19 protein-coding genes are annotated in these 24,370 nt (G+C 47.4%); 8 read left to right on the forward strand and 11 right to left on the reverse strand.

All coding sequences use genetic code 11. From position 1 onward, the window contains the following. Positions 1 to 42: 42 nt before the first annotated feature. Positions 43 to 603 (reverse strand): inosine/xanthosine triphosphatase, encoded by a 561-nt coding sequence (locus KDK15_RS17145; RefSeq protein WP_257296609.1) that lies wholly within the window; start codon positions 601 to 603, stop codon positions 43 to 45. A 166-nt stretch (positions 604 to 769) separates the two neighbouring features. On the opposite strand from KDK15_RS17145, the gene KDK15_RS17150 reads away from it, so the two are divergent. Together KDK15_RS17150 and KDK15_RS17155 are read left to right on the forward strand one after the other, a co-directional pair. Next, on the forward strand, positions 770 to 2,965 hold the full coding sequence (locus KDK15_RS17150; protein WP_257296610.1) for an ankyrin repeat domain-containing protein: 2,196 nt from the start codon (positions 770 to 772) through the stop codon (positions 2,963 to 2,965). A gap of 280 nt (positions 2,966 to 3,245) precedes the next feature. Beyond that, complete coding sequence (locus KDK15_RS17155; protein ID WP_257296611.1) at positions 3,246 to 5,795, forward strand: inositol phosphate phosphatase SopB; 2,550 nt, start codon at positions 3,246 to 3,248, stop codon at positions 5,793 to 5,795. A 17-nt stretch (positions 5,796 to 5,812) separates the two neighbouring features. Here KDK15_RS17155 and KDK15_RS17160 read toward each other — a convergent pair whose 3' ends face one another. Further along, positions 5,813 to 6,247, reverse strand: coding sequence for a hypothetical protein (locus tag KDK15_RS17160; RefSeq protein ID WP_257296612.1), 435 nt, complete (start codon positions 6,245 to 6,247; stop codon positions 5,813 to 5,815). A gap of 88 nt (positions 6,248 to 6,335) precedes the next feature. Here KDK15_RS17160 and lgt point away from each other — a divergent pair, with 88 nt between their 5' ends. Together lgt and KDK15_RS17170 are read left to right on the forward strand one after the other, a co-directional pair. Continuing rightward, a complete protein-coding gene (gene lgt / locus KDK15_RS17165) occupies positions 6,336 to 7,247 on the forward strand; it encodes a prolipoprotein diacylglyceryl transferase (protein WP_373691397.1) in 912 nt (303 codons plus the stop codon). Then, a complete protein-coding gene (locus KDK15_RS17170) occupies positions 7,244 to 8,077 on the forward strand; it encodes a thymidylate synthase (protein WP_257296613.1) in 834 nt (277 codons plus the stop codon). The genes lgt and KDK15_RS17170 overlap by 4 nt, the downstream gene beginning before the upstream one ends. Positions 8,078 to 8,154: 77 nt before the next feature. Here the strand turns inward: KDK15_RS17170 and KDK15_RS17175 are convergent, their stop codons facing one another. Beyond that, positions 8,155 to 9,552 carry a protein-tyrosine phosphatase family protein gene (locus KDK15_RS17175; RefSeq protein ID WP_257296614.1) on the reverse strand — a complete coding sequence of 466 codons (1,398 nt, stop codon included), beginning with the start codon at positions 9,550 to 9,552 and terminating at the stop codon, positions 8,155 to 8,157. Between the two features lie 121 nt (positions 9,553 to 9,673). Between KDK15_RS17175 and KDK15_RS17180 the strand changes: the two genes are divergently transcribed. Then, positions 9,674 to 10,819 carry a hypothetical protein gene (locus KDK15_RS17180; RefSeq protein WP_257296615.1) on the forward strand — a complete coding sequence of 382 codons (1,146 nt, stop codon included), beginning with the start codon at positions 9,674 to 9,676 and terminating at the stop codon, positions 10,817 to 10,819. 216 nt (positions 10,820 to 11,035) lie between these two features. Here KDK15_RS17180 and KDK15_RS17185 read toward each other — a convergent pair whose 3' ends face one another. Together KDK15_RS17185 and rimK are read right to left on the reverse strand one after the other, a co-directional pair. Further along, positions 11,036 to 12,091, reverse strand: coding sequence for a succinylglutamate desuccinylase/aspartoacylase family protein (locus KDK15_RS17185; RefSeq protein WP_257296616.1), 1,056 nt, complete (start codon positions 12,089 to 12,091; stop codon positions 11,036 to 11,038). Positions 12,092 to 12,194: 103 nt separating this feature from the next. Next, complete coding sequence (gene rimK, locus KDK15_RS17190) at positions 12,195 to 13,097, reverse strand: 30S ribosomal protein S6--L-glutamate ligase (RefSeq protein WP_257296617.1); 903 nt, start codon at positions 13,095 to 13,097, stop codon at positions 12,195 to 12,197. Positions 13,098 to 13,277: 180 nt separating this feature from the next. Between rimK and yccS the strand changes: the two genes are divergently transcribed. Further along, positions 13,278 to 15,440 carry a YccS family putative transporter gene (yccS, locus tag KDK15_RS17195; RefSeq protein WP_257296618.1) on the forward strand — a complete coding sequence of 721 codons (2,163 nt, stop codon included), beginning with the start codon at positions 13,278 to 13,280 and terminating at the stop codon, positions 15,438 to 15,440. 162 nt (positions 15,441 to 15,602) lie between these two features. Here yccS and KDK15_RS17200 read toward each other — a convergent pair whose 3' ends face one another. Next, positions 15,603 to 16,817, reverse strand: a complete 1,215-nt coding sequence (locus tag KDK15_RS17200) for a hypothetical protein (RefSeq protein ID WP_257296619.1) — start codon at positions 16,815 to 16,817, stop codon at positions 15,603 to 15,605. Positions 16,818 to 17,104: 287 nt separating this feature from the next. Here KDK15_RS17200 and KDK15_RS17205 point away from each other — a divergent pair, with 287 nt between their 5' ends. After that, positions 17,105 to 17,869, forward strand: a complete 765-nt coding sequence (locus KDK15_RS17205) for an alpha/beta fold hydrolase (RefSeq protein WP_257296620.1) — start codon at positions 17,105 to 17,107, stop codon at positions 17,867 to 17,869. Positions 17,870 to 18,009: 140 nt separating this feature from the next. On the opposite strand, the gene maiA is transcribed toward KDK15_RS17205, so the two are convergent. The 5 genes from maiA to KDK15_RS17230 form a co-directional block, all read right to left on the reverse strand. Continuing rightward, complete coding sequence (maiA, locus tag KDK15_RS17210; protein ID WP_257296621.1) at positions 18,010 to 18,648, reverse strand: maleylacetoacetate isomerase; 639 nt, start codon at positions 18,646 to 18,648, stop codon at positions 18,010 to 18,012. A 5-nt stretch (positions 18,649 to 18,653) separates the two neighbouring features. Continuing rightward, positions 18,654 to 20,015: a fumarylacetoacetase gene (gene fahA, locus KDK15_RS17215; RefSeq protein WP_257296622.1), complete on the reverse strand. Its 1,362-nt coding sequence runs from the start codon at positions 20,013 to 20,015 to the stop codon at positions 18,654 to 18,656. Positions 20,016 to 20,067: 52 nt separating this feature from the next. Further along, a complete protein-coding gene (gene hmgA / locus KDK15_RS17220) occupies positions 20,068 to 21,372 on the reverse strand; it encodes a homogentisate 1,2-dioxygenase (RefSeq protein WP_257296623.1) in 1,305 nt (434 codons plus the stop codon). A gap of 237 nt (positions 21,373 to 21,609) precedes the next feature. Next, entirely contained in the window at positions 21,610 to 21,852 is a 243-nt protein-coding gene (locus KDK15_RS17225; RefSeq protein WP_257296624.1) for a hypothetical protein, read from the reverse strand. A gap of 310 nt (positions 21,853 to 22,162) precedes the next feature. Next, complete coding sequence (locus KDK15_RS17230) at positions 22,163 to 22,627, reverse strand: DUF1249 domain-containing protein (protein WP_257296625.1); 465 nt, start codon at positions 22,625 to 22,627, stop codon at positions 22,163 to 22,165. Positions 22,628 to 22,834: 207 nt separating this feature from the next. Between KDK15_RS17230 and KDK15_RS17235 the strand changes: the two genes are divergently transcribed. Then, positions 22,835 to 24,220: a TolC family outer membrane protein gene (locus tag KDK15_RS17235; protein WP_257296626.1), complete on the forward strand. Its 1,386-nt coding sequence runs from the start codon at positions 22,835 to 22,837 to the stop codon at positions 24,218 to 24,220. The last annotated feature ends 150 nt before the right edge of the window (positions 24,221 to 24,370 follow it).

Genomic DNA, 24,370 nt, shown 5'->3' on the forward strand with positions numbered 1-24,370 from the left:
AGAGTGACTGATCACTTAGTCAGAAAATATGATTTCATTTGGTTAACTACTTAAGGTGCCTGCCATTTCAACCAGTGTTTCTTCCAGATATTCCTGACGGGATTTAAAAGGTGGCAAGCTTGAGTGGGGGTCATCATGCTGAACCGTACTGTCTATTTCGGCCATAACCTGGCCTACCGTTGTATTTTCAAATCCCCTTTGCCTGGCGATAGCGACACACTCTGCAGGCAATAGTACCGGCGATGTTTCCCTGATGTACTGCATGCCACCGGATGTCTCGACAATAACGACGGCTTTATCTAACCATACTTTCTGACCGTTTACCTGCTCATGGAAAATACCATTTTCGATAGCCACCAACAAAAAATCAGCGTCATGACCTGTTGACTGGTACTTTGCTTTCGCGTCTTTTATTCTGTTGCCAGCTCCCGTATAGGTTTCGTTTTCAACGGGCTGGCTATTTATCCCGGAACGTGCTTTGGTCGCAATCAGATTAACCCGGTAGCAAGCAAAAGCTTTCTCTACGGCACGAATTTTCATTGTTGACTCAGAGGCCACAACAATATCAATTGCAGGTTTGCTGCCAGGGACGGCAAGATTCATAGCATTGACTCAGCTTTCTTTTAAAGGATTTCATGCAATTATAGTGAGCTTTTCGGGTTGTGCTTCTCTTAATTGAACTTTTCGTACCAGCAGAAGTCTAATCGCCTGATAAGTAATTAAGTCTGGAAGCAATTTATAAAAAAATACTGGAAGGAAGTATAATGCTATGACCATAGAACAGAGTAATTTGATTTCACATTTCCTGTTTGACGTAAATGGCAAAGATGGCCATTTGATGCATGCAGGCACTGGAATATCTGTGGGACCCGATTTAAAAAGTAAACTCATGGAGGTTTATAATCAGCAGAGTCTCGCCCATTGCAATAAAAGTCCGCATAACACACCGATCAATGAAAGAAATATTGAAATCATTCATGTATTACCAACTCTTGCTAAAACCCCTGATTTTATTGATAAATTTAACAGGCATGCCCAAAATTTCTGTAGAGTTATAGAGAGTAAGATTGCCGATTCAAAAGAAATACAAATCGCTCTGCAGGAGATGGAGAAGCTTGAGCTGATTGAGGAGATAGAGAGGCCAGAGAAGGTAGTGAATCGAAAGAGTCCGAAGGTGAGACATTTAAAGGAGTCATTCAAGGAACTTGAAGGTGTCGGAAACTTCCTGGAATCAATTCTGGAGAAATATGATAACAAAGATCTAATAACTGAAAATGAAAAGAAAATATTCAGGTTTCTGTTAGCCAGTCTATTAAAGATTGATCTACATACAGACGATTCAAATATGGCGTACATTATTAAAGAGTTGTCAAGATATTTTCATCCTGATAAAAGTGGTGTGAATAGCGATCTATATTCCAGCATTTTAAACAAAGGATTCCGTCTTGCCAGGGTGGTCGAAAATGGTTTTAGCCATGAATTATATGATGACCCATTGATGTTATCGATTGCCAACCTAAAAAAACTTGGCATCATGGATCGGATCGAATCTAAAAATAAAATAAAAGAAGAGATGCTGGCACTCAAGGCTAGTGATCTCAAAGATAACTACAAAGAAAAATTATTAATGTTGATTATCAAGTGCGACCAACCATGCCTGCTGGGTATAATGATAAATCGGCTAGGTATTAATAATTTAAAAGTCAACAATGAAACCCTACTTATTTATGCTGTTCAGAGTGGTGGCAGCGAGCTTGTTATCAAGAAATTAATAGAAAATGGAGATGTCAATGCTCTCAGCCTCGAAGGAAAAACACCGCTCCAGGTAGCCATTGGCTGTTACAAGAATTGGAATGATGAGAATCCCTTAAGACCTTTTCTTAACCCCTACGAAAAGACAATTCAATGGATTTTGGATTATCATAAACTCTGCGTTGATGCCAAGGACTCTAAAGGTCGTACCGCATTATGCTATATTATCTTGTTGTGGAAAATGTTTGATTTATCAAGTTTTCAGTTAATGTATAAATTAATCAATCGGGGGGCCAGTATTGATCAGCCCATTGATAGCGATGTGACAGTACGCGGCTTTTTACAGAGGAGGCTAACGAAGAATTATTTTTCTAAAATAGCGACATTGGCAGATAATCCGGAAGAAAACAGAATTGACCCGTTGCCGTTAATACAATCGATTGCCAACCTATATAAACCTCACTCCAGAAATTCGTTCGAACACAAAGATTATGAAAAAATAATAGAAAAGATGCAGGCACTCAAGGCTAGTGATCTTAATGGTAACGACAAAGAAAAATTATTAATGTCGATTATCCAATCCGACTTATCATTCCTGCTGAACATAATGATATATCGGCTAAGTATTGATAATTTAAAAGTCGACAATGAAACACCACTTATTTATGCTATTCAGAATGGTGGCGAGCTTGTTATCAAAACATTAATAGACAATGGAGATGTCAATGCTCTCGGCCTCGAAGGAAAAACACCACTTCAAATAGCTATTTCCGGTTACAAGGAATGGAAAGATAAGAATGCCTACAGTTCCAACCCCTACGAAAAGACAATTCAACGTTTATTAGATTGTCATCAACTCTGCGTCGATGCCAAGGACTCTGAAGGTCGTACCGCATTATGCCATATTGCCTTGCAGCAAAAGATTGATTCAACAAGCCTTCAATTTATTAACCAACTAATCAATCTGGGTGCCAATATTGATCAGCCCATTATGAGAGATATAACAGTACGTAGCATTTTAAAGGAGAGGCTAGACAAGGAGCAATTTTCGGATATAGAGAGATTGGCAGATAATCTGGGAGATATCAGAAATGGAGTTGAATTCCACGGAGATGAAATTGTCAGTTCTTTGTCTGATGCTATTTCAACAACTGGTGTTGTTCCAACAAACAGTGGAAATACAGTGGAATCATCAAATAGTCCGTTCACTTGAAAGCCATATCCTGGCGCTGGATGAAACACCGACAAAAGCAGGACTGAAATGCAAAGGTAAAATGAGAAAAGGCGACTTCTGGTGCTTCTATAACGGGCCATGGCTCTTGCTATATCCACCCATACTCTTGGGTGGATAGCTTTTTTTCAAGCCAGCGAACCAGGCTTGCAAAGCTGAAAGGAATAGGGTTTAGCTGGTGTTAAAAATGGCGATATACCAGACATTCAGTATTGAGATTTATTTTTTGAACTTTGAGGTTTAAAGCTAAAAGGATTTACCCATGGCATCCTCCATTGAACCCAACAAGCCTGGCTCCACTAGCTTGACCCACGATTTTCCTCCACCTGAACATAAAATCTCCGGGAAAAAATACCATAAGGATGTATCACCTGCCAGGCTGAAAGAGCCTGGCATACAGGCAGACAAAGGGAATCAGGGAACCAGGGCAATCACAAATTTTGAGAAAATAAAGCCAGTTGAGTCAAGTCCCCTCATGGTTGAAAAAAACTGGACAGTACCAGAGCAGGAATTGAAAGAGATACTCTCAACGGATGGAGAACTGGCGAAAATTAACCGGACAAATTCAGAAAATCACTACATCAGTGAGTCTTATAGAGCACTGAAATCGTTACTGGAGTACATAAACAATGGTGATCTGAACAATGACCTTTCCGACAAAACAGCCTTAAATAACTATAAAGATTTAGTCTTAACACTAAATTTGCCAAAAGATTTAAAAATCAGCCTGACAATGCCATCAGGTGATACATTCTGTTTAATTCCTGTCAACAGCCGACTAATGGTTATAGACAACCTGCAACCACTGATTAACACGGCTATCCGGCTTACCAAAAAAATAAAAGATTCAAGAGCCCGCCAGCTAAGTCAGCTGCCCCCACCCTCCAGAAAAAAAGAAATTCTGGAAAACATCAATCAGCTACTCCCCAGGGTCAATAACCCTGAACCGTTTATATCGAGACTTAACGAAATAAAAAAAATACCAATATACATCACAACAGATAGCTACAAACCATCACCTGCTGGTGTAAAAAACCGCTTCTCACCGGAGGCAAAACTTGCCATCACAACGATAAATACACCGGAAAAAATAGAAAAACTGGCTGACCAATTAACGGCACACCGGAAAAAAGTACAATCATTCATCCACTCGACTCAACGCTTATTGTTGGAAAATGGCCCGGATATCAGGTGGATAGCGGCACACTGGGCAAAGATTGAGGGCAGCCTACTGCAACAGGCAAGGCAGTTGACAGGCAGTGGCAGCAAACATCTCAGCACAAGACTGGTAGAAATAACGGGTGCTATTGAAGATGATATAGCGGGCTTAAAAAGATATATACAGGATGCAGCCAAATACGATTTCAGAGGCGGCAAACAATATCTTAAACAGGTTGATATCTATGCCGAAGTGGTCAAGCGGTTATCCAACACTCAGTCTGCAAAGAAAAATGCTGACCAGAAAATCGCAGCAATCATCGATAGTAAAAGGGCAATCGCACTGACCAGTGCTGGCAAGGTTGTCCAGTGTGTTCCTGAGGCCATTCAAGAACTCAGTGGACTGCACAGAGAACTAAAAAAACGGTTTAAAGCCGATCTATTTGAACAGGTACTCATGAAGGTTTTGGCAGAGAATAGTGAGTCGTTTAGCAGTCGACTTCATATTTATCAGCATAACCAATGGCATCAGGTCTCTCTTCAATACACTCCGGCAGCGTCCATGCGTCTGCAAGATGACACTGCTGGTGCCAGGCGGGGAAACAGAGACCCTTTCCAAAACAGCTATCATGACAAATTGGCTCTTTCAATGGAGCGGAACTCTCCTCATGCAGTCAATATGCTGGCCTATACCATGAAAGTTGATGGTCAGGAGACGGCCAGGCATATCCGGGTGGGCTGCCCTTATGCCTACAAGGAAAAAGGCGAAAATATAGATCGCGTAACCGACCAGCGCCTCGATGAAATATTTACCGCCCTTTTGCTTCACAACCATAAACAGGCGTTAAAAAATGCCATGAAAAATCCCGATCACCAACCGATTAAACTGGATTGCCTGTACCTGAATTTGCTGAGCCCGGATCATATACGCGATAGCCGCATAGCGAGAGCCGCAGGCCTTGAAAATGAAAAAGAGTGGACTGAAAAGCTGCACAAAAAGTTAATGGAAATGTCCAATAAAGAGCGCACGCTAACCATCCATTACGCTGATGGCAAGTCCGCTGCCGTGAAAATCAGGCCACGGGCGGTCATGGCGGTTACACCTTGCAATAAACTGGCCTTGCCAGACAGGCAAAAATCATTGTCTGGCAAAATCCTTTTGGCTAATGCCAACACCTGGAAAACCGTGATGGAGGTCAATAGAACTGCACTGCAACAATTAGTGGGTTCGAACCATCAGTACGGAGGCTTATTGGGAAAAAAACTTCCAGCACTATCAGCCAGCAAACAGCATAGGGCAAAGGAGCTGGCTGATCAGTTATGGGCGCTGTACAACACCCGTGGCGGCCTGAAGCAGGTTGCCGAACAATCAGGTCCCTTTTATTTCTCCGGAAAATTAAAAGAGCTATCCGCCATTATGGGCATTGACCTTTTTACCGGTTGCAAAAGCAATAAAGATCGGACCGGGATCTCCGAGGCATTTCACCAGTCGATGTTAACCTCCGGTACTCCCGATCTTACGGAACAGTTTATGGTCTACGGTGGCCATATCATGATTCAGATGAAAAATACCGGCCTGCCGGGCTATAAACTGGATGGCACCCAGGCCAAACAGCTGGACGACAGTATATTTTCAAAATTAACTCGCCATTAATACCTGAGACTATCGGCTTAAATGCTCTCTCTGCTTTGCAGCTGTCGCTTGTTTACAGCGAGCAGCAACCGTTCCATCATACTTTTTTTAATTCCAGCTGGTAGTACGAGCCCGGGCAAATTCGCCACTGAACGAGCAGCCACACGCCTTGAACGAGTGGCTTTTCCGGGTTGTGTGATGCATATGCGATAGCCCTTACTTCCGTTGCGCTCGTTAAAACGTTCCATCTCAATCAGAGGCTGGCCATTCTGGTCTTGCAAATCCAGCAAATTCTTCAGGATTATTTTCGTGAGTGACATCAATGAACTGTCATCAATGTCAAAATTCGCCCTGAACTTGAACAGTCGGCAGAGCAGGTGCTCTTTGCCAAAAGTCAACTGGGTGATATCAGTATCATCGGCGTCCAGCAGTGTACCCAACATATTCCATTGTTCGTTGCGTTCTGCCAGCATTAGGTCAGGAGATGGCTTTACTGTATGCTGGCTCAGTAGCCAATTACCTTGGTACTCTTAAACAGTTTTTACTGATCGGAAATGGTTTGTGATTGCGTATCCTGAGATTGATCCCGTGGCGTTCAGCCTCGGCCCCTTAAGTGTGCACTGGTATGGCCTGATGTACCTTGCCGGCTTTGCACTGGCACTTTGGCTCGGTGGTATTCGTGCCCGGAGATCCGCTGGCTTATGGCGTCCGGAACAGGTCAGTGACCTGATTTTTTATGGTGCTATCGGGGTTATCCTGGGCGGACGATTCGGGTATGTCATCTTCTATCAATTTGACTATTTTGTAAGAGATCCGCTCTGGTTGTTCAAAGTATGGAGTGGAGGCATGTCCTTTCACGGTGGTCTGCTTGGGGTTCTTGTGGCCATGTGGCTCTATGGCCGTTCCCAGGGCAAGCGTTTTTTTCAGGTGACCGACTTTATTGCCCCACTGGTGCCTTTGGGGCTGGGTCTTGGTCGAATAGGAAACTTTATTGGTGGAGAGCTTTGGGGCAGGGCCTCTGATGTGCCATGGGCCATGGTTTTTCCCACCGATCCCGGTCAAGTGGCAAGACACCCTTCCCAGCTTTATCAGTTCTTTCTGGAAGGGCTTGTGCTGTTTGGCATACTGTGGTGGTTTTCATCAAAGCCCAGGCCAAGAATGGCCATTTCCGGACTGTTCCTGCTGATCTATGGGCTGGCAAGGTTTGCCGTTGAGTTTGTGCGGGAGCCGGATGCCCAACTTGGTTTTATTGCCTTTGACTGGCTAACCATGGGGCAGCTGTTGTCTTTGCCGATGGTGATTATGGGTATAGTGTTTATGGTTTGGGGGTATCGTCACCACCCATTGGTTAATGGTTTGAATAGTGATGAAGCGGCCTGGCTGGCAAAGGCCAGAGTGAATAACTGCCCTGGGCAGAAGCAGAAAAACTGCCCAGAGCATAAGCATAAAGAGAGCGGATCGAAAAAACGATGAAAGAATATCTGGACCTCCTGCGGCATGTGAAAGACCATGGCACTTTCAAAGCGGATCGGACCGGCACGGGTACCTACAGTGTGTTTGGCTATCAGATGCGCTTTGATCTTTCCGAAGGCTTTCCACTGGTGACCACCAAAAAGTCCCACCTGCGTTCAATCATTCATGAATTATTGTGGTTCCTCAAAGGGGAGACCAATATCGGCTACCTTCAGGAAAACGGTGTCCGGATCTGGAATGAGTGGGCAACCGACGACGGTGATCTCGGTCCGGTTTATGGCAAACAGTGGCGCAGCTGGCAGGGGGCCAATGGTGAAGTGGTCGACCAGATTCAGTGGCTGTTGAATGAGATCAAAACCAACCCGGATTCGAGACGAATGGTGATCAGTGCCTGGAATCCATCGGTACTTCCTGATGTCGCCTACTCGCCAAAAGACAATGCCGCTATGGGACGCCAGGCGTTACCACCCTGCCACTGCCTTTTTCAATTTTATGTACTGGATGGAAAGTTATCCTGCCAGCTGTATCAACGCAGCGCTGATATTTTCCTGGGGGTGCCTTTTAATATTGCTTCCTATGCGCTGTTGACGATGATGATTGCCCAGGTCTGTGACCTGGAACCCGGTGATTTTGTTCATACTTTTGGTGATGCTCACTTGTACGCTAATCATCTTGAACAGGCAGAAGAGCAGTTAAGTCGCACACCTTATCAGCGACCTCAGATGAAGTTAAACCCGGCAATTCGTGATCTTTTTGAGTTTACCGTTGATGACTTTGAGCTGGTGAATTATCAAGCTCATCCCCATATCAAAGCGGCTGTATCTGTTTAACCGGGAGCCTCTATTGTCTCATGATCGTTTATCCGTGGGGCAACCTGCGGATAAATGAATTCAGGGGCGAGAGTAGTTCACTTCACTGCCTCAAACAGAGCCTGTAGTAGGGTGTTTCGGTTCTCTTGCAATGTGACCAGGTTCTGGTACTGGCCAGAGTTTTGCACAAACTGCACTGATCTGCGCTGCTTGGCGGCAAGAATCTTACTGTCAATATCCAGCGTGTCCCCCTGGGGATTTTGCCCATAGTGACGGATGATATCGCTGGCGACAATGAAAGTACCGGTCCGGCCTACCCCGGCGTTACAGTTAACCACCATCGGATGATTTGCCCGCTCCAGCACTGCCGGATGTTTTCTCAATGTTTCGGCAATCATCGTGATGGCTGCCAGTCTTATCGGATTGTTGGCTGTTCCATCAACCCAGCCCATTTCATTCATTCGAAAGTGCGGTTTGCCATTAATTTCCAGCTGGTCGATCCTCAGTTTCATATCTGGCACATCAATTGAGCCGACCAGACTTACTGATACAGAAGGCAATGTCTCCGTGCCTGTTGTTGTGGTGATTTGTAGTGCAGGAATGGTTTTCGGCTGAAGAGTGTCGGTTGGTCCAATGCGGGTGTTATCAGGCCTGTTGAGTTCGCTCTCAGTGACCAAGGCAACAGAAACGGCCGTATCGTTAACTGCCAGCAGCTGCAGGAAACGGTTATGGGTTCTGTTGACTGCCCCCTGTGCAGCAATGAAATTACCGTAATGCATGTCGATGTAGTTGGCATGGTATGCCTGGCCAGGCATGGCGCAGTATGCCTGGTGACAGCTTATATTGCTGCATTTGGGGATGGCATAATCCCGGAAGTTAGCGGCACTGGTCCTGGCACAGGCCCCACCATTGAGATTTTGCTCAAAGGGAACATCTCTGGATCTTTTGCGCAGATCCCGGAAACGTTTGGAGACCTCTGCAGAGCGGGAGGAATCGGGAAATATTTGCGTAACCGATCCAAGGGCATGCAGGATGCCTTTTAGAGTTTCGGCAATGGCAGGCAGTTCTGTGCTGTTCCCGGTGATGACTGTCTGAATGGGCTGTGTTGTGACGGTTTGGCGGGCATCACTGGCTGCGAGGCACTGTGAACCAGGCAGAAGTGATGCAACCCGGGCCGGTGAGCCTGCTGTCGGGGTTTGACAAAGCGGCGCAATGTTACGCTGAGTTAATGGCAAGGGGTTGAGGCTTCGATAAAGTGCAGTTGTCAGGCAAAGAAGCCCGCCAGTGGCAAAAACCGCGGCAGGTTTAACAGCATCGGCAGCACCGGCCGCTATCGCTGCTACGGTCAAACCCGAGCCGACCAGTACGAAGGTACAGGTTCGGATTTTATGCCAGGTCACCCGGGTGATTATTCCGATGTTACTACTGGGCTGGGCAACTGGGTTATAACGATAAACCCCGGTTGTTTCTGCAGTTGTCGAGGCTGTTGGCATCATTCTATCGGTACTGAAAGTCAGGTACTTCCGAAGTCAAAGATGAAACTTTTTCATTATTGTATGGTCAGAAAGTTAGCTGTCATCTTTTGAACATAGAAAGAAAATTGAGGAGATTTTTCTAATGGGTCCAATTTCTTCACATTTCTCAATGTTTCATGAATTCTGGGGCGACGACGAAAATGTTGTTCGGGATCGCCAATCTTCCAAGTTATTCTGGCGTCATGGTACCGGACACAAGACTTTTACTACTGATGGTGCCAGTAACCGACTGATAGAACAGGCAACCGTTGACCATGTTGGCTGTTGCCTGGTCTCTTTTGATTCAGGAAAACGAAAAGTTGCTCCGCTGAACCCTGACACTCGACTGCTTTTCAGACATCAATTACCCCATGAATCGTTCCTGGAGCCGGAAAAAATCAAGGAACTGTCCGTCAGGAACATTATTGTGCTCCATGGTTTCTCTGAACTTCATGATGCGCAAGCCTTTGAGCACCATCTGAGAGTGCGCTCTTATTATAACGACGATGGCACTTGCATACTGGATGAATTCCCGAAATGGCCTTCGGCAGACCAGATGGCAAGCTATGGTTTCGTTTTTTCTGAGATTCAGGTTCACGGTCCCGAGGGCAAAGCGTGCGTTGATATGGATTCAATCTGGCAAAGTAAATTGTGGGCTAACTTTGCGATAGACGATATGAAAAGGCAGGATGCTGACGTCATAAAAATTGAGGATATATACTCAGATTCCTGTAGATTTGCTCTGAATGTTGATAAACAGCAATACCTTGCTGAACTCAATGCCGCCCGTAGGCAACCGGTTCTGCAACTGAACCACCAAGGCTTGAAGAGTAATAACATGCTGACGACGGTTTCGGCCTTGCGCTCAGTGGTACAAACTGAAGCCGCCTCCCTGCCCGAACTGCAGCTGATCATGCCTGCCAGTTTTGATATTCTGCCCATGTGCAATCCTGAAGGTTTCGCCGCCCGAACAGGGCCGGTTGCTGTTTGTGATCCATCCTTTACTATTCCTGTTTTCCACTCGAAAGAAATATCCCTTGTGTCGCAAGTGAGGCAACTAATCAAATCGTACCCGGTTTCTCCGGTGGAGGATTCCGACGTGGCCGACTCTTCTGTTGATTCCGATTCCGCCTCGCTGAAATTAGCCGGAGCAAGTGTTACGGGACCTGATTTTGCGGCGGTAAAGTACCCATTAGTAAAACGGCCTTCGGTGTATGTGAACATAGTTTTCACCCCAATGGTGCCTTAGTACATAGTATGACTTTCCTGCTTTATCCAGTGTTGGACGATGTCCGCTGGTCATTGCCAATAGATTAACAGAACACCCAATCGGCAGATTGCAGATGGGGTGAGAGGGGGGCAGTAAATTGCCAATCAAAGATGAGATTTTTTCATTATCGTATGGTCAGTAAACTGCCTGTCACTTTTTAAAGGTGAGCAGTCGGAGAAAGAAAATTGTTGCCATTTAATCGTGATTTTCGGGTACCGGCAACTGGCTAACTCCCAGGTCAAGTACTTCTTCAATCACCTCCTGATCATACTCGGTATCTGCCAGGGTACTGCTGACTTTGGCAAGATGGACCAGGGCATCGCCCTCGTTGGCCAGTGGCAGTTGGCTAAGGCCAATAACAACACCATCAAACGGTGCGGTAATGCTTTCGCTGTCATTGGCGTCAAACGGATTGACAATGGTCATCATTGTGTCCCCTTCTTTTACCAGGTGACCCTGTTTGGTATGAAGTAACACCAAACCATCCCTTGAGCTTCGCAGCCATTGGCTCTGGTTGCACTCCCATGGCTGAATAGCCGATGCTTTGGCGGGTTTCCCGGCCAGCATATGCAGATGACGCATAACACGCATAACGCCTTTGAAGCCCAGCTTGATGGAAGCCTGTTCCAGTCGTAACGCTTCACCTGCTTCATAAACCAGTGCCGGAATATTGTACTCATTGGCAGCATGGCGGAAAGAGCCATCTCTCAGGGATGAGTGGAGGATCACCGGTGCACCAAAGGCTCTGGCCAGACCAAGACATTTCCCGTTGGTCAGGTCGGTTCTCAGCTGTGGCAGGTTGGTTCTGTGAATGGCTCCGGTGTGAAGGTCCAGGGCATAGTCAACGTGGGGAAAAATACCCGTCGTAATCAGGTTGGCAAGCCTTCCGCCCAGGGAGCCTTTGCTGGATCCCGGGAAGCAACGGTTCAGGTCCCTGCGATCAGGCAGGTAGCGAATTTGCTGGATGAATCCGAGCTGATTAACCACGGGAATGACAATCAGGGTACCATGGATTTTCGACAGGCTTTTATGGCCGAGGATTTGTCGGCAGATTTCCACGCCATTCAGTTCATCACCATGAATGGCCGCCGTCACTAACAGGCATGGGCCTTTTTTGCGGCCGTGAATAACCTCAATCCGAAGATCAATGGGCGTATCGGTGTAGAGTCTGACGACAGGGATATTAAGTTGTTGTCGTGTACCTGGCAAAATGGTATGGCCAAATAGCTTTAGAGGTTGCGCTCTTTCCATGGAAGACTCCAGCCCTGGTCATCAAGCCAAAGGAAGAGACCGGGGTTGAAAAGCATCACTCGGGTGTTTGTTTAATCAGAGTGATGGTGGTTGTGAAGTGGTGTTATCCGGTAATTCGTGTGTTACTGGTGCGGCGATAGTTATTTTCAAGGTATTCGATAATGCAGTTGGCTACATCGTTGGCCGTTGCCCGCTCAATACCTTCCAGCCCCGGAGATGAGTTGACCTCCATCACCAGGGGGCCGCGGTTGGAGCGAAGAATATCCACTCCAGCCAGTCTCAGGCCCATGGCTTTTGCCGCCTTTACTGCGGTAGCTCGCTCGTCTTTCGTCAGTTTCACCAGGCTGGCACTGCCACCCCGGTGTATGTTGGAGCGGAACTCGCCTTCAGATGCCTGACGTTTCATCGCTGCGATTACTTTGTCGCCAATGACAAAACAGCGAATATCGGCACCACCGGCCTCTTTGATGTATTCCTGAACCATAATATTGGCTTTCAGACCCATAAATGCTTCCAGGACACTTTCTGCTGCTTTTCGGGTCTCAGCAAGGACCACACCAATTCCCTGGGTGCCTTCCAGTAATTTGATCACCAGAGGCGCGCCCCCAACCATATCGATCAGGTCAGGAATATCGCCCGGACCACTGGCAAAGCCGGTAACCGGCAAGCCAACCCCTTTACGCGACAACAGTTGCATTGACCGTAACTTGTCACGGGAGCGGGCAATGGCCAGAGACTCATTCAGTGAGTAACAGTTCATCATTTCAAACTGGCGAAGAACCGCTGTTCCGTAAAAGGTGTTGGAGGCACCAATGCGTGGAATCACAGCATCATAGTGAGGCAACTCAACCCCTTTCATGTGGATACTGGGGTTTTTGTCATTGATATTCATATAGCAACTCAAAATATCAATAACATCGATCGTATGACCTCTGGCTTCTGCAGCCTCTATGATGCGGCGGGATGAGTATAACCGCTCGTTACGGGAAAGTAGCGCAATTCGCATTGGGTAATTCCTGATAAAAGGTCATTCTGCGCTCTGGCTGAAAACCTGGTTAATTACTGATTCATATTAAAAGGCTGAGAAAACATATTAAAAGGCTGAGAAAAGTATGGCTTACCAGAGCGCTTTTTTCGGGTATGCTCATGAACTTTAGATCAATCGTCCGGCAACCAGCTCTCCATTATGTTCTTCCCTGATATCTTCCAACCCTTCCGCAATTACTGGGCAAACGACCGGATTAATTACAGTGTAAAAGTCTTTTTTGCCCTGACAGGCGTTACCTTGCCTGCCTGGTATCGGGGATCCCCTGATGAAATCACACCCTTGGTTCTGGGCGTTATTGCCGCTGCCCTGGCTGAAGTGGATGACAACCTCAGGGGAAGAATTAAAGCGCTGATCATGATGCTTGCCTGTTTTCTGCTGGCATCACTGTCAATTGAGCTGCTGTTTGATTATCCATTGCTTTTTGCTGCCGGGCTTTGCAGTTCGACTTTTGGATTTACCATGCTCGGTGCTATGGGGCCAAGGTACAGCAGTATGGCATTTGCTTCGCTGTTGCTGGCGGTTTACACCATGCTGGGTGCGGGGGCAAGCCCGAGCCTGTGGGAGCAGCCGAAGCTGCTGCTCAGTGGCGCGCTCTGGTATGGTGTGCTGTCTCTGGCCTGGCATATCCTCTGGCCTAATCGACCTGTGCAACAATCCCTGGCCAAGGTATTCAAAGAGCTGGCGGGTTATTTTGACAGTAAAAGTCAGCTGTTTGATCCCGTCGCCAATATGAATCCTCAGCCTCTGCGTCTGGAGTTGGCCAGAAAAAATGTCAGTGTTGTTAACGCTCTGAACCAGGCCAAGGCCTCTTTGCTCCAGAGAGTCCGCCGACAGGACAGTGTGAAAGAACAGCCTTTCCTGCACATATACTTTCTTGCCCAGGATATCCATGAGCGGGCGAGTTCCTCTCATTATCGATATCAGGATCTGGCAGAGCGTTTTTCCCGCAGCGATATTCTTTTTCGCTTTCAGAAAATGTTGCGAGTTCAGGCCAAATCATGCCGGGCCATAGCCCGGTCTCTGGCCATGGGGCGAGAGTATCTGCATGATAACGAGAATACAGCGGTTCTTGATGAGCTGCAGCAGTCGCTGAAATATCTGCAACAGAGTAATCCTCAGTGGCGATCTTTGCTGGTTCAGCTGGAATATCTGCTGAAAAATCTGACGACAGTGGAATTGCAAATATCATCTGTGGGACACCCGGGCTCAGAAATATCCGTCGACGAGCGCATATTGGCTGATTCCAACCCCAGGGGAATCAAGGCTCACCTGCTTTGTATCTGGAATGAGTGTCGCCTGGACAGCCCTCTATTCCGACATGGTCTTCGCCTGGCAACATCGCTAACACTGGGTTACGGGCTGATTCTGGGGTTGAACCTGCAACCCGGTTACTGGGTTCTGCTGACCATCCTGTTTGTCTGTCAGCCCAGCTACAGCGCAACGCGACAGAAACTTGCCCAGAGGGTCGTTGGCACCCTTGCTGGTCTCCTGACAGGCATACCGCTTTTGTACCTTTTTCCGGGGCAGGAAGGTCAGCTGGTCCTGATGGTGATCAGCGGAATTCTGTTTTTTGCATTTCGTACCGTACGCTATGATCTGGCAACAGCCTTTATTACCTTGCTGGTGTTGTTTTGTTTTAATCAACAGGGGTTGGGCTTTTCTGTGATTTTGCCTCGCCTGGGGGATACCCTCTTGGGCTGCCTGCTGGCTGTTAGTGCGGTTGTGTTTATTTTGCCTGACTGGGAATCCAGGCGGCTGAATCGGATTATGGCATTGACCATATCCAGGCATAGAGAGTATCTGGTTCAGGTTATGGAGCAGTATCAGACTGGTAAACGGGATACAGTGGCGTATCGTTTGTCTCGTCGTCATGCGCACAATATGGATGCCCGGCTAAATGCCGCCATTATGAATATGCTGACTGAACCTGCCCGCTATCAGCGGGCAAAGGATGAGAGCTTTCGCTTCCTGACGCTTTCCCATGCAATGCTGAGTTATATCTCCACTCTGGGTGCACACCGGATGCAGTTGGGTGGCGGCTCTTTTCAGGAAGAACTGCTGGCACAATATCAATTCATGGATAAACATTTACGGTTGTTGGAGAAGCAGTTGATGGGGAGCTCTGTGCAAAGTCGTGGGAGCCTTGCTAAAGCGGAATTAACCGATGAATGGCTGGACGATGGGCGGCCTGAGACTCGTTTACTGTTGCAACAGTTACAGTTAATGTTTCAAATCATGCCAGAAATGCATCTTCTGGCTGTTGAGATTTATAATAAATTAAGTAAGCCTGACAGTCAGTAACTCGGCTACCAAGACGGGGGTTTTTATAATTATTTTGTCGAGTTTGGTTTGATTTGCCAGACCCGATGAGTTCGGTAGCTGAATTAATGATGATTGCCAGGGTGGTTCCAGAGTCGTTGCAAAGCTTTGTTGTACTTCAGCGTTTAAAAAAATAAAAGACAGTCAGCCTTCGCAGCTTTTTGGTGCTTTGTAAACCGGATTTATCGGTTCAGCTGTTTTGGCGGACTGAACACCCAATGGTATTTGTCTATCGTCTGATTGAACTATTGGAGTCCACGGTTGTGCTTTCAAAACATCAAGGACATCACCAGGCATTGAGAGCTTTGTATTTGTCAGCGTTGATATTGGGTCTTGAGGCGGGTTTGTATAAGTATTGGCTTGCTTCGAAGTGGATAATGCAATGGTTTGGTTATTCTTTACTGACGAAGTGGTATCAGCTGAATAATGTTTGTAATTAAGTTGAAAAATGATTTCACTTGCAGCTGTTAAACCTAAACATTGTATATCATTCAGTTCAGATTCTTTCTTTAAAGCATCTTGTAATGTTTCGCCATTAACCACGTTATATTGCTGTTGGAGTAAAAGCCACGCCTTGCTCAATTGCTCAGGATTTATTACTTTTAATGCACCTCTGGCTTTATCAATCCATGTTATGGATTTGCCAATATCCGCCTGTCTTGCCAGAAAAGTACAACCAAACATCTGTGGAGATGAGGCTATTTCATCTTGAGTTGGTTTGGTTATGTTGACCCCTGTGCTTGAAGAGTCCGGAGATAAGCGGTGTTCTGATCCTTTAAGTCGCTCAGGTATGTTGTAGGGCACATGCTGATGACGCGATGCTCTGGTAGTTGCCATTTTGGTAACTAATTCGGTCTTATACAACGAGAGTTTATACTGCTGATCAGACAGGAAGTCTATATCTTCTGAGTCGCATAAAGCATTATGTAGGTCACTGGGATTCAAGACGCCTTGTTGACGTTGATTTTGCTTCCATTGAGCTTCTGTCAGGCTCCAGTTGTTTACTTTCAGAATACCGTGTTCCTTGTTTAACCATGTAACGGGGGGATTATTTGCACTGCTCTCTAAAAAAGCATGCAGACTGGATGGCTTATTACGAGGTAAATGATTTTCTGTTTGAGCTTTAAGAGCCATCTGTCTTTGTATAACAGGAGTAGATGAGGTAGGGGACGTACCTTCATACTTCAGGAGGTATGCCTGTAATGGACTATGATCAACTTGCCGCTGGTTATAAGCTCTCTGTGCATAAGTAGCATTAAGTTTTTGAGTTGATTGTGGCTGATTGCCCAAAGAGAGAAGGTGGTTTAGGGTAGGGTGATTAGTAGATGCATTTTGAAAAGTCGTATTTTTAGGGTTCATTTCGATAAAAGCTATTTCAACAAATTTAAATTTTCAGACCAGAAATATGCCTTTTAGTTCCTTTTGTTTTTATGTTGATTTTTTCAGGATGGGATAAGAAATACGTTTAAAAAAGATGGCTTCACTTTTCCTGCTTTTGGGTTAGCATAAATAATCCGCTGGCTTTTCTGGCAAAGCTCAATTTATTATCTTTGTACCAAATGCAGAGACGGTTGTACTGGCGTTTAGGTAGAATTCCTGATCAGTATTTTCCGTTTGTCAGCAACCTATAGAGAAGCAGTGAAAACATGAAATTGTACGCAAGACAGCAGGGGCAGGGGACTGATGTGATCAGTCTGCATGGTCTGTTTGGCTCTCAGGAAAACCTGGGGATGATCAACCGTGGTCTTGCTGAATCATTTCGTGTTCATGGGTTGGATCTTCGCAATCATGGACGCTCACCCCATGATAAGGATATGAATTATCCGGTCATGGCCCAGGATGTTCTGGAATATATGGATGATAACCAGCTTGAGAAAGTGCATTTGGTTGGCCATTCCATGGGCGGTAAGGTGGCGATGACGGTTGCCCTGATGGCGCCGGAGCGCGTTACCAGGCTGGCTGTGATCGATATTGCGCCGGTAACTTATCAGGCAAGGCGACACGACAGTATTCTTGAGGGGTTGTCGTCCATGCCTTTGAATACGCTGAAAAGCCGTACCGAAGCGGACCGTTTTCTGGAAGCCTATGAAGCAGAACAAGGTGTGCGTCAATTCCTGCTGAAAAACCTCTATCGTGATGAGCAGGGTAACTATCGCTGGCGGGTGAACCTGCCTGCGATTATGACACATTACCTGGAAGTCCTTGCCGGGCAGCACTCTGATACGGGTTTTGCCAATGAAACCCTGTTTATCAAGGGAGGCGAGTCTGACTATATTTTGCCAGAGCATCGTGAGCAGGTGCTTGCTCTCTTTCCATCAGCATCTATGCGGGTGATACCGGGAGCGGGCCACTGGGTTCACGCCCAGAAACCAGAGCTGGTGACTCGCACACTGTTACGCTTTTTTGGATGAATATTTCTACAGACGCTACCCGCTGCCGGCCTCCCGCTATCCGAAAACCGGAACCACATGTGCTTTTGCGGGCAGCGAGCGTCGGGAAGCGGGCGGCGACCTTTTCCCGGACGAGTAAAAAAATCCTTAACAATAGCCCCTTACACGGCGTCCGGCTGGTTTTCCGGTGCCGCATCAATAAATGCTGGCTGCGTATTGCAGTGCTGGTAGATTTCATGGATTTTTGGGAAGTCTGACATTTCCATCTTAAAGCGCAGGGCATTAAATACTTGTGGTACAAGGCATATGTCGGCTATAGAGGGCTGTTCCGAGCAGCAGAAGGGCTGGTCATCCAGCTGTGCTTCCAATGCGGTAAAACCTGTGTGAATCCAGTGCTTATACCACTGTGTTTTGGCATCGTCACTCACCGCCAGTTCCTGCTGCAGGTATTTCAGCACTCTGAGGTTATTGATCGGGTGAATGTCACAGCTGATCTGGTAAGCGAGGCTGCGCAACCGGGCTTTTTTCCATGGATCTCCAGGGATAATGGAGCGTTCCGGGAATGACTCTTCCAACCACTCAATAATGGCCAGAGACTGGGTGAGCATCCCTTTATCGGTGTTTTTATCGATAGATAATGTGGGTACCAGTCCCTGGGGGTTGATATTTTTATACTCCTCCAGGCCCTGCTCACCTTTCAGTAGATTGATGGCCGATTGTTGATAATCAAGCTCTTTCAGGTTCAGGGCAATCCTTACCCGATAGGCAGCCGATGAGCGGAAGTAGCTGTAGAGTTTCATGGTGTTTATTCTCCAATATCCGTCCGGGCAGGCAGAAACGCTTGAGCCGGTAAAATCGTTGCCTGTACTTCACCAAAGCCGATACGGGCATGTCCGGCCTTTTCACACCAGCCGTTGAAAATGACGGTATCGCCATCTTCGAGGAATGTTCTTGTTTCACCGTTGGGCAGAGACAGAGGTTTTTTTCCACCTTGGGAAAGCTCCAGCAGGGAACCCGCTTCTTCTGGTTCGGGGCCTGACTGAGTGCCGCTGCCAAATAGATCACCCGGCCGGAGGTTGCAGCCATTCACGGTATGGTGCGCCACCATCTGATTGATGGTCCAGTAGGAATGACGGAAGCTGGATTGTGACAGTTTCGCCGGTGTGTCTCCTTCCTGATCCATCTGTCTGGTCAGTAGATGCGCAGAGAGCTGAATATCAATGGAGCCCTGCTGGCGGTTTTTCCGGGAGTCAAGATAAGGCATTGGCTGAGGATCACTGGCGGGGCGTTCAAAGTTGGTCAGGTAGGGCACCAGCGCTTCCAGCGTGACAATCCAGGGTGAAACGGTGGAAGCAAAACTCTTGGATAAAAATGGACCCAGTGGCTGGTACTCCCAGGCCTGAAGATCCCGGGCAGACCAGTCATTGAACAGGCAGAGACCAAATACGTGTTGATCAGCCTGATCCAGCGTGACCGGTTCTCCCAGGGCGTTGCCAGGGCCAATGAAGATCCCCATTTCCAGCTCATAATCCAGCCGTTTACAGGGACCGAAAGAGGGAGTGTCAGCATCCGGCGCTTTGGTCTGGCCGCAGGGGCGGTGAAAATTCTGGCCAGATACGTCAATAGAAGATGCGCGGCCATGGTAGCCAATGGGTACCCACTTGTAGTTGGGCAGCAATGGGTTATCGGGTCTGAACAGTGAACCTACGCTGGTGGCATGGTAGATGGATGTATAAAAGTCGGTGTAATCACCAATCTGGCAGGGGAGGCGATATTCCACATCGTCCATATCAACCAGACAGCCCGACAGTTCTGCTTCTTCCGGGGCACCGGTGCGCAGGGCTTTGGATAATGCCCATCGCAGGGATGACCAGTGCTCAACACCAAGACCCATAAATCGGTTGAGCGTTTCATCACAGCAGGTTTCCAGAGCCTCACGGGATTGTCCTGAAGCACCTGTCTGTGAAAATACTGGGGTTTGGGAAACGGCGGCAAGGTCCAGAACCTGGTTGCCAATGGCTACGCCGGCCCGAAAAGATTCACCACGGTCTTTGCGTCGGAAGATGGCAAAAGGCAGGTTTTGAATGGGAAAATCACTGCTTTTGTTATTGGCCGATGTAACCCAGCTGGTCAGGTTTACATCGTGTGTTTCATTGAGTGTCAGCATGATGAGCTTTCAGTCTCCGGCGTATGTTAGAAAAACGACAAGTTATTTATTGTTATTGTTGTCGGCTGAAGTGCTTCTTGAGCCCTTTCCAGCAATCAATATAGTCGGTTTGGCGGGCATTACTTTCCAGCGCAAACCGGGTTGGCGCAAAGACAAAGCGGGACTCAAACATAAAGGCCATGGTGTCTTTGTACTGCACTGGCTTCAGCTCTGCGGCACTGGCTTTTTCAAACACTTCAGCCTCGGGTCCGTGGGGGCTCATGCAGTTGTGGAGGCTGGCACCACCGGGAACAAATCCTTGTTCCTTGGCGTCATAAATGCCGTGAATCAGCCCCATAAATTCACTCATGACATTGCGGTGATACCAGGGAGGACGGAATGTGTTTTCCGCTACCATCCAGCGGGGCGGGAAGATGACGAAATCCACATTGGCGATCCCGGGAGTGTCACTCTGAGAGGTTAATACGGTGAAGATGGATGGGTCAGGGTGGTCGAAGCTGACGGTGTTGATCACATTGAAGCGAGACAGGTTGTATTTATAGGGGGCAGACGTGCCCACCCAGGCGACCACATCCAGGGGAGAGTGATCCAGGTAGCAGCTGAAGAGGTTTCCGGCAAACTTGGCCACCAGTTCAAACTCACCGTCGATATCTTCAAAGCAGGCCACCGGATAATGGAAATCCCGATCATTGGCGTAACCATTGGCTCCTACCGGTCCGCGTTCGGGAAGGGTAAATGGTGCTCCGTAATTTTCACAGATGTAGCCTCTGGCCGTGCCTTCCGGTAGTTGAATCTGAAACTTGATGCCCCGGGGAATGACCAGAATCTCACCAGGAGGCACATGCAGGTTGCCCAGCTCGGTTCGTGCCAGAATAGCTCCCTGTTGAGGGACGATCAGCAGCTCGCCATCGGCGTTGTAAAAGAAGCGATTGGTCATATCCTGGTTGGTCAGGTACATATGTACAGCAGAGCCGGTCTGAGCGTGGAGGTTACCATTGGCCGCCAAGGTGACCAGCCCATCAACAAAATCGGTTTCTGCTGCAGGGAGGTCAAGAGCGTCCCAGCGCATCATGTCCGGGGGCGCTGGCACCTCAGTAACCGGGCCAGAGCGAAGCAGGTTCGGTGCCATTGGTTGATAATTGCCCTGGGCTGCTGAAGGGCGAACCCGGTACATCCAGGTTCTTCTGTTCTGATGCCTTGGCGCTGTGAACGCGGTTGTGGAGAACTGCTCTGTGTAGAGCCCCATGGGCGCACGTTGCGGATTGAATTGCCCGATGGGGAGGGCACCTGCCAGGGCTTCGGTTTCATGTTCGTTACCAAAGCCATGGAGGTATTGGAGTTCGGGAGGTGTTGTCATTTGTCATTACCCCATAATCGTAAAGTCGATTTCTGATCAGTAAAGAACATTTATGGCAGTTAGGCCTTATCAGATGATGAAACACATACCGCTCACGATTCCTGATACTGGAGTTATTGTTGTTATGCCTTATTTATGAACCATTTCTACCTTTCTGTATTAGTTTGAACTTTTCTGGCCATGCCATAAATAAAAATGCCACATTCAATGAGTGGCATTTTTGGCTGGCAATATGATTCAGATTCGGGGTTTGTAGCTGGGCTTGTTTACTTCGTCATAATCATCAGACTCTTGAAAACTTTCTGAAATACTGTTTTTCAATTTGCTTTTCTCAAAGTAGTCTTCAATGCCCTCTCTTATGGTTGATGATTTTAGCCCCTTGTGCCTTGCTTTCCGTGCTTTTGCCTTTCTGTGTTCATGATTACTGTTCCAGAAAGCATCGTCCCACTCATCCTGATGCATGGAGTTTATCCTGGTCATAACTACATCCTTATGTTTACTGCTCCTAACAATAAATCTAGGAAAGGATGCGAGCCTATTTAATAAAAAATAGTTATATGATTCTAATCGATTAATTCTGAAAGATGTTCTTGGCAGGAAACTGACAATCGGTTGTTGATAGCCGGTCAGTAACCGTTTGATTTCAGATCGACTTTCATTGGTTTATCACTAACTCTTACAACGCTGGTTACTATCTGACCGTCTGGCAGCAGATCCTGTTGCAAACAGGTTGTCAGCAGTTCCAGCTCCGTTTCCCTGAGATATCCGTATGTTTTTATCAGTGTTTTCGTTATCCTGTTTTTTCTGTATAAGTTCGACTGGCAGGTAAAGCGTAATCAAGCCATTGAGCCAGAAACTGATTATGCTGCTCTTTTTCATCAGGCTGATGCATTTTACTATTGGGATAATGGTACCGTGGCTGGATTATCTTGCTTGTTTTTCGAGAGACAATTTCGGCCATCTTAACGTCGTGATAAAGACGCACTTCGGCTTTCGGCATGTTGAATAATTGCCCCCAGTCAGCTTCCATCTGCAACGTTAACAAAGTGGTAAATGGCGACCGTTCCAAAACGTCAATGACCAGCCATTCCACGGCGCTATCCAGACTGTTTTTGTGCTTAACCGGCAGGCGAAAGTGCTCCTGATCTGATAGCCCGGGCAGCAGGCGCATAAGACGCAGATAGTTTCTTTCACCAATCTGTTGCAGGCGGATCAGGTTGACACGATAGTTGGGTTTTAGCGAATGTCTTTTCATAACACCTAGTATAGCGTTCTCCTACCTTCAGCCTAAAGAAGCAATATCCATTGAGGAATTCGTCATAGTACTGCATTTTTTGCGTAAATTAGTGTAGATTTCCTTGATCTGAGTTTGATACAGCGATTTTATCCCCAACCAGGGACCAGTCTGGCAACCGTTGACCAGTTAAGAATGACTGGCGAACTTTCCAAGGATCACAAGATTATGTTACGAAATAGTCGTAGAGGGTTTCTGCTTGCCGCCCTCGCGGGTGCCGTGTTAAACGTGCAGGCTGCACCAACTCAGTACAACCTGCTCGAGGTTTACAATATGGCGCTGGAGAACGATGCCCAGCTGGCGGCTGCCAAGGCATCCATGAAAGCGACCCAGGAGACTGTTAACCAGAGCCTGGCTACATTGCTACCAACCTTCGGGCTGTCTGCTAAAACGCAATATAATAAGACATCTTCTGAACTAACGAATGGTCCAGATGAGGATGAAAACTATAACTCTCATGGGTGGGGCGCGACATTAACCCAGCCGCTGTTCAATATGAACAGCTGGTTCAATTATGAGCAGGCCAGGTCTGTCGGGGATCAGGCCTCTGCCGTATTTGCCAATGCCCGGCAACAATTGATCCTGCGTGTGGCTGAGTCCTATTTCAATGTGCTCCGGTCTGAAGACAGCCTGATGACCGCGAAAGCCCAGGAAAGAGCATTGAAGCAGCAACTGGATCAGGCTCGTGAGCGTTACAATGTGGGCCTGATTGCAGAAACAGATGTTCTGGTTGCCCGTGCAGCTTATGATAATGCCCGAGTGGCCCGCATTCAGGCTGAGAATCTGGTCTCTGTCAGCTACGAAGGGCTGCGGACCATTGTAAACCAGGACGTCACCGATATTGCCCAGCTGGAGAAGGCAATGCCAGTGGTTGCCCCGACGCCAAACAACCCTGAAGAGTGGGTCAATACGGCACTGGCCAATAACCTGGGGTTGAAAGCGGCCCGGGAAGGGTTAACGGCTTCCAAGTCCAAAGTAAAAGCCAGCAAGTCTGGTCATGCTCCAACAGTTAATGCCTTTGCCAGCTATAACTTCAGCTCTAACAATTCCAGCCAGGCCAGGTCCACAATTCTTTCTGGCGATCGTACTGATACCGTTGTAGGTGTTCAGTTCGATCTGCCGATTTTCTCTGGTGGTGCTACCTCGTCTGTTACCCGTCAAGCGAGCTTTCAACTGGAAGAAGCCCAGAAAAATTACGATCAGCAACTCAGGGGCACCAATGCCAATACCCGTAACCTGCTGAGAACCGCTACCTCTGATGTGGACCGGGTTCATGCCAGCTGTCAGGTGATTATCTCGTCAGAAAGTGCACTGAAAGCGACTCAAAGTGGCTATGAGGTGGGTACCCGCAACATCACTGATGTTCTGGACGCTCAGCAGCAACTCTATTCTTCCATCAGTAACTATCTGAACACCCGTTATGACTTTATCGTCAATACGCTGAAGCTGAAACAGGCTGTGGGCACTCTCAGCCCGGTAGATCTGGAAGAGCTGAACCAGTGGATGACGGATGCCAGTGGCGAGCTGTCTGTTCCGGATCAGTGCGGTGGTTAATTACTGATCATGACATTTTCGTAAAAATGGCGCCTGATGGAGCCAATTTTATTTGAAGTGGTAAGTAGTTAACCAAATGAAATCATATTTTCTGGCTAAGTAATCAGTCACTCTGCGGCGTTACAACTCCGGTCACATAGCTACGGCTAT

It is taken from the genome of Endozoicomonas sp. YOMI1 (assembly GCF_024606345.1).
Classification (GTDB): Bacteria; Pseudomonadota; Gammaproteobacteria; order Pseudomonadales; family Endozoicomonadaceae; genus Endozoicomonas.

What these genes read in the sequence shown, in the direction of transcription:
- KDK15_RS17145 (WP_257296609.1), bottom strand. Translation starts at nt 603, where the DNA reads ATGAATCTTGCCGTCCCTGGCAGCAAACCTGCAATTGATATTGTTGTG.
- KDK15_RS17150 (WP_257296610.1), top strand. Translation starts at nt 770, where the DNA reads ATGACCATAGAACAGAGTAATTTGATTTCACATTTCCTGTTTGACGTA.
- KDK15_RS17155 (WP_257296611.1), top strand. Translation starts at nt 3,246, where the DNA reads ATGGCATCCTCCATTGAACCCAACAAGCCTGGCTCCACTAGCTTGACC.
- KDK15_RS17160 (WP_257296612.1), bottom strand. Translation starts at nt 6,247, where the DNA reads ATGCTGGCAGAACGCAACGAACAATGGAATATGTTGGGTACACTGCTG.
- KDK15_RS17170 (WP_257296613.1), top strand. Translation starts at nt 7,244, where the DNA reads ATGAAAGAATATCTGGACCTCCTGCGGCATGTGAAAGACCATGGCACT.
- KDK15_RS17175 (WP_257296614.1), bottom strand. Translation starts at nt 9,552, where the DNA reads ATGATGCCAACAGCCTCGACAACTGCAGAAACAACCGGGGTTTATCGT.
- KDK15_RS17180 (WP_257296615.1), top strand. Translation starts at nt 9,674, where the DNA reads ATGGGTCCAATTTCTTCACATTTCTCAATGTTTCATGAATTCTGGGGC.
- KDK15_RS17185 (WP_257296616.1), bottom strand. Translation starts at nt 12,091, where the DNA reads ATGGAAAGAGCGCAACCTCTAAAGCTATTTGGCCATACCATTTTGCCA.
- rimK (WP_257296617.1), bottom strand. Translation starts at nt 13,097, where the DNA reads ATGCGAATTGCGCTACTTTCCCGTAACGAGCGGTTATACTCATCCCGC.
- yccS (WP_257296618.1), top strand. Translation starts at nt 13,278, where the DNA reads ATGTTCTTCCCTGATATCTTCCAACCCTTCCGCAATTACTGGGCAAAC.
- KDK15_RS17200 (WP_257296619.1), bottom strand. Translation starts at nt 16,817, where the DNA reads ATGAACCCTAAAAATACGACTTTTCAAAATGCATCTACTAATCACCCT.
- KDK15_RS17205 (WP_257296620.1), top strand. Translation starts at nt 17,105, where the DNA reads ATGAAATTGTACGCAAGACAGCAGGGGCAGGGGACTGATGTGATCAGT.
- maiA (WP_257296621.1), bottom strand. Translation starts at nt 18,648, where the DNA reads ATGAAACTCTACAGCTACTTCCGCTCATCGGCTGCCTATCGGGTAAGG.
- fahA (WP_257296622.1), bottom strand. Translation starts at nt 20,015, where the DNA reads ATGCTGACACTCAATGAAACACACGATGTAAACCTGACCAGCTGGGTT.
- hmgA (WP_257296623.1), bottom strand. Translation starts at nt 21,372, where the DNA reads ATGACAACACCTCCCGAACTCCAATACCTCCATGGCTTTGGTAACGAA.
- KDK15_RS17225 (WP_257296624.1), bottom strand. Translation starts at nt 21,852, where the DNA reads ATGACCAGGATAAACTCCATGCATCAGGATGAGTGGGACGATGCTTTC.
- KDK15_RS17230 (WP_257296625.1), bottom strand. Translation starts at nt 22,627, where the DNA reads ATGAAAAGACATTCGCTAAAACCCAACTATCGTGTCAACCTGATCCGC.
- KDK15_RS17235 (WP_257296626.1), top strand. Translation starts at nt 22,835, where the DNA reads ATGTTACGAAATAGTCGTAGAGGGTTTCTGCTTGCCGCCCTCGCGGGT.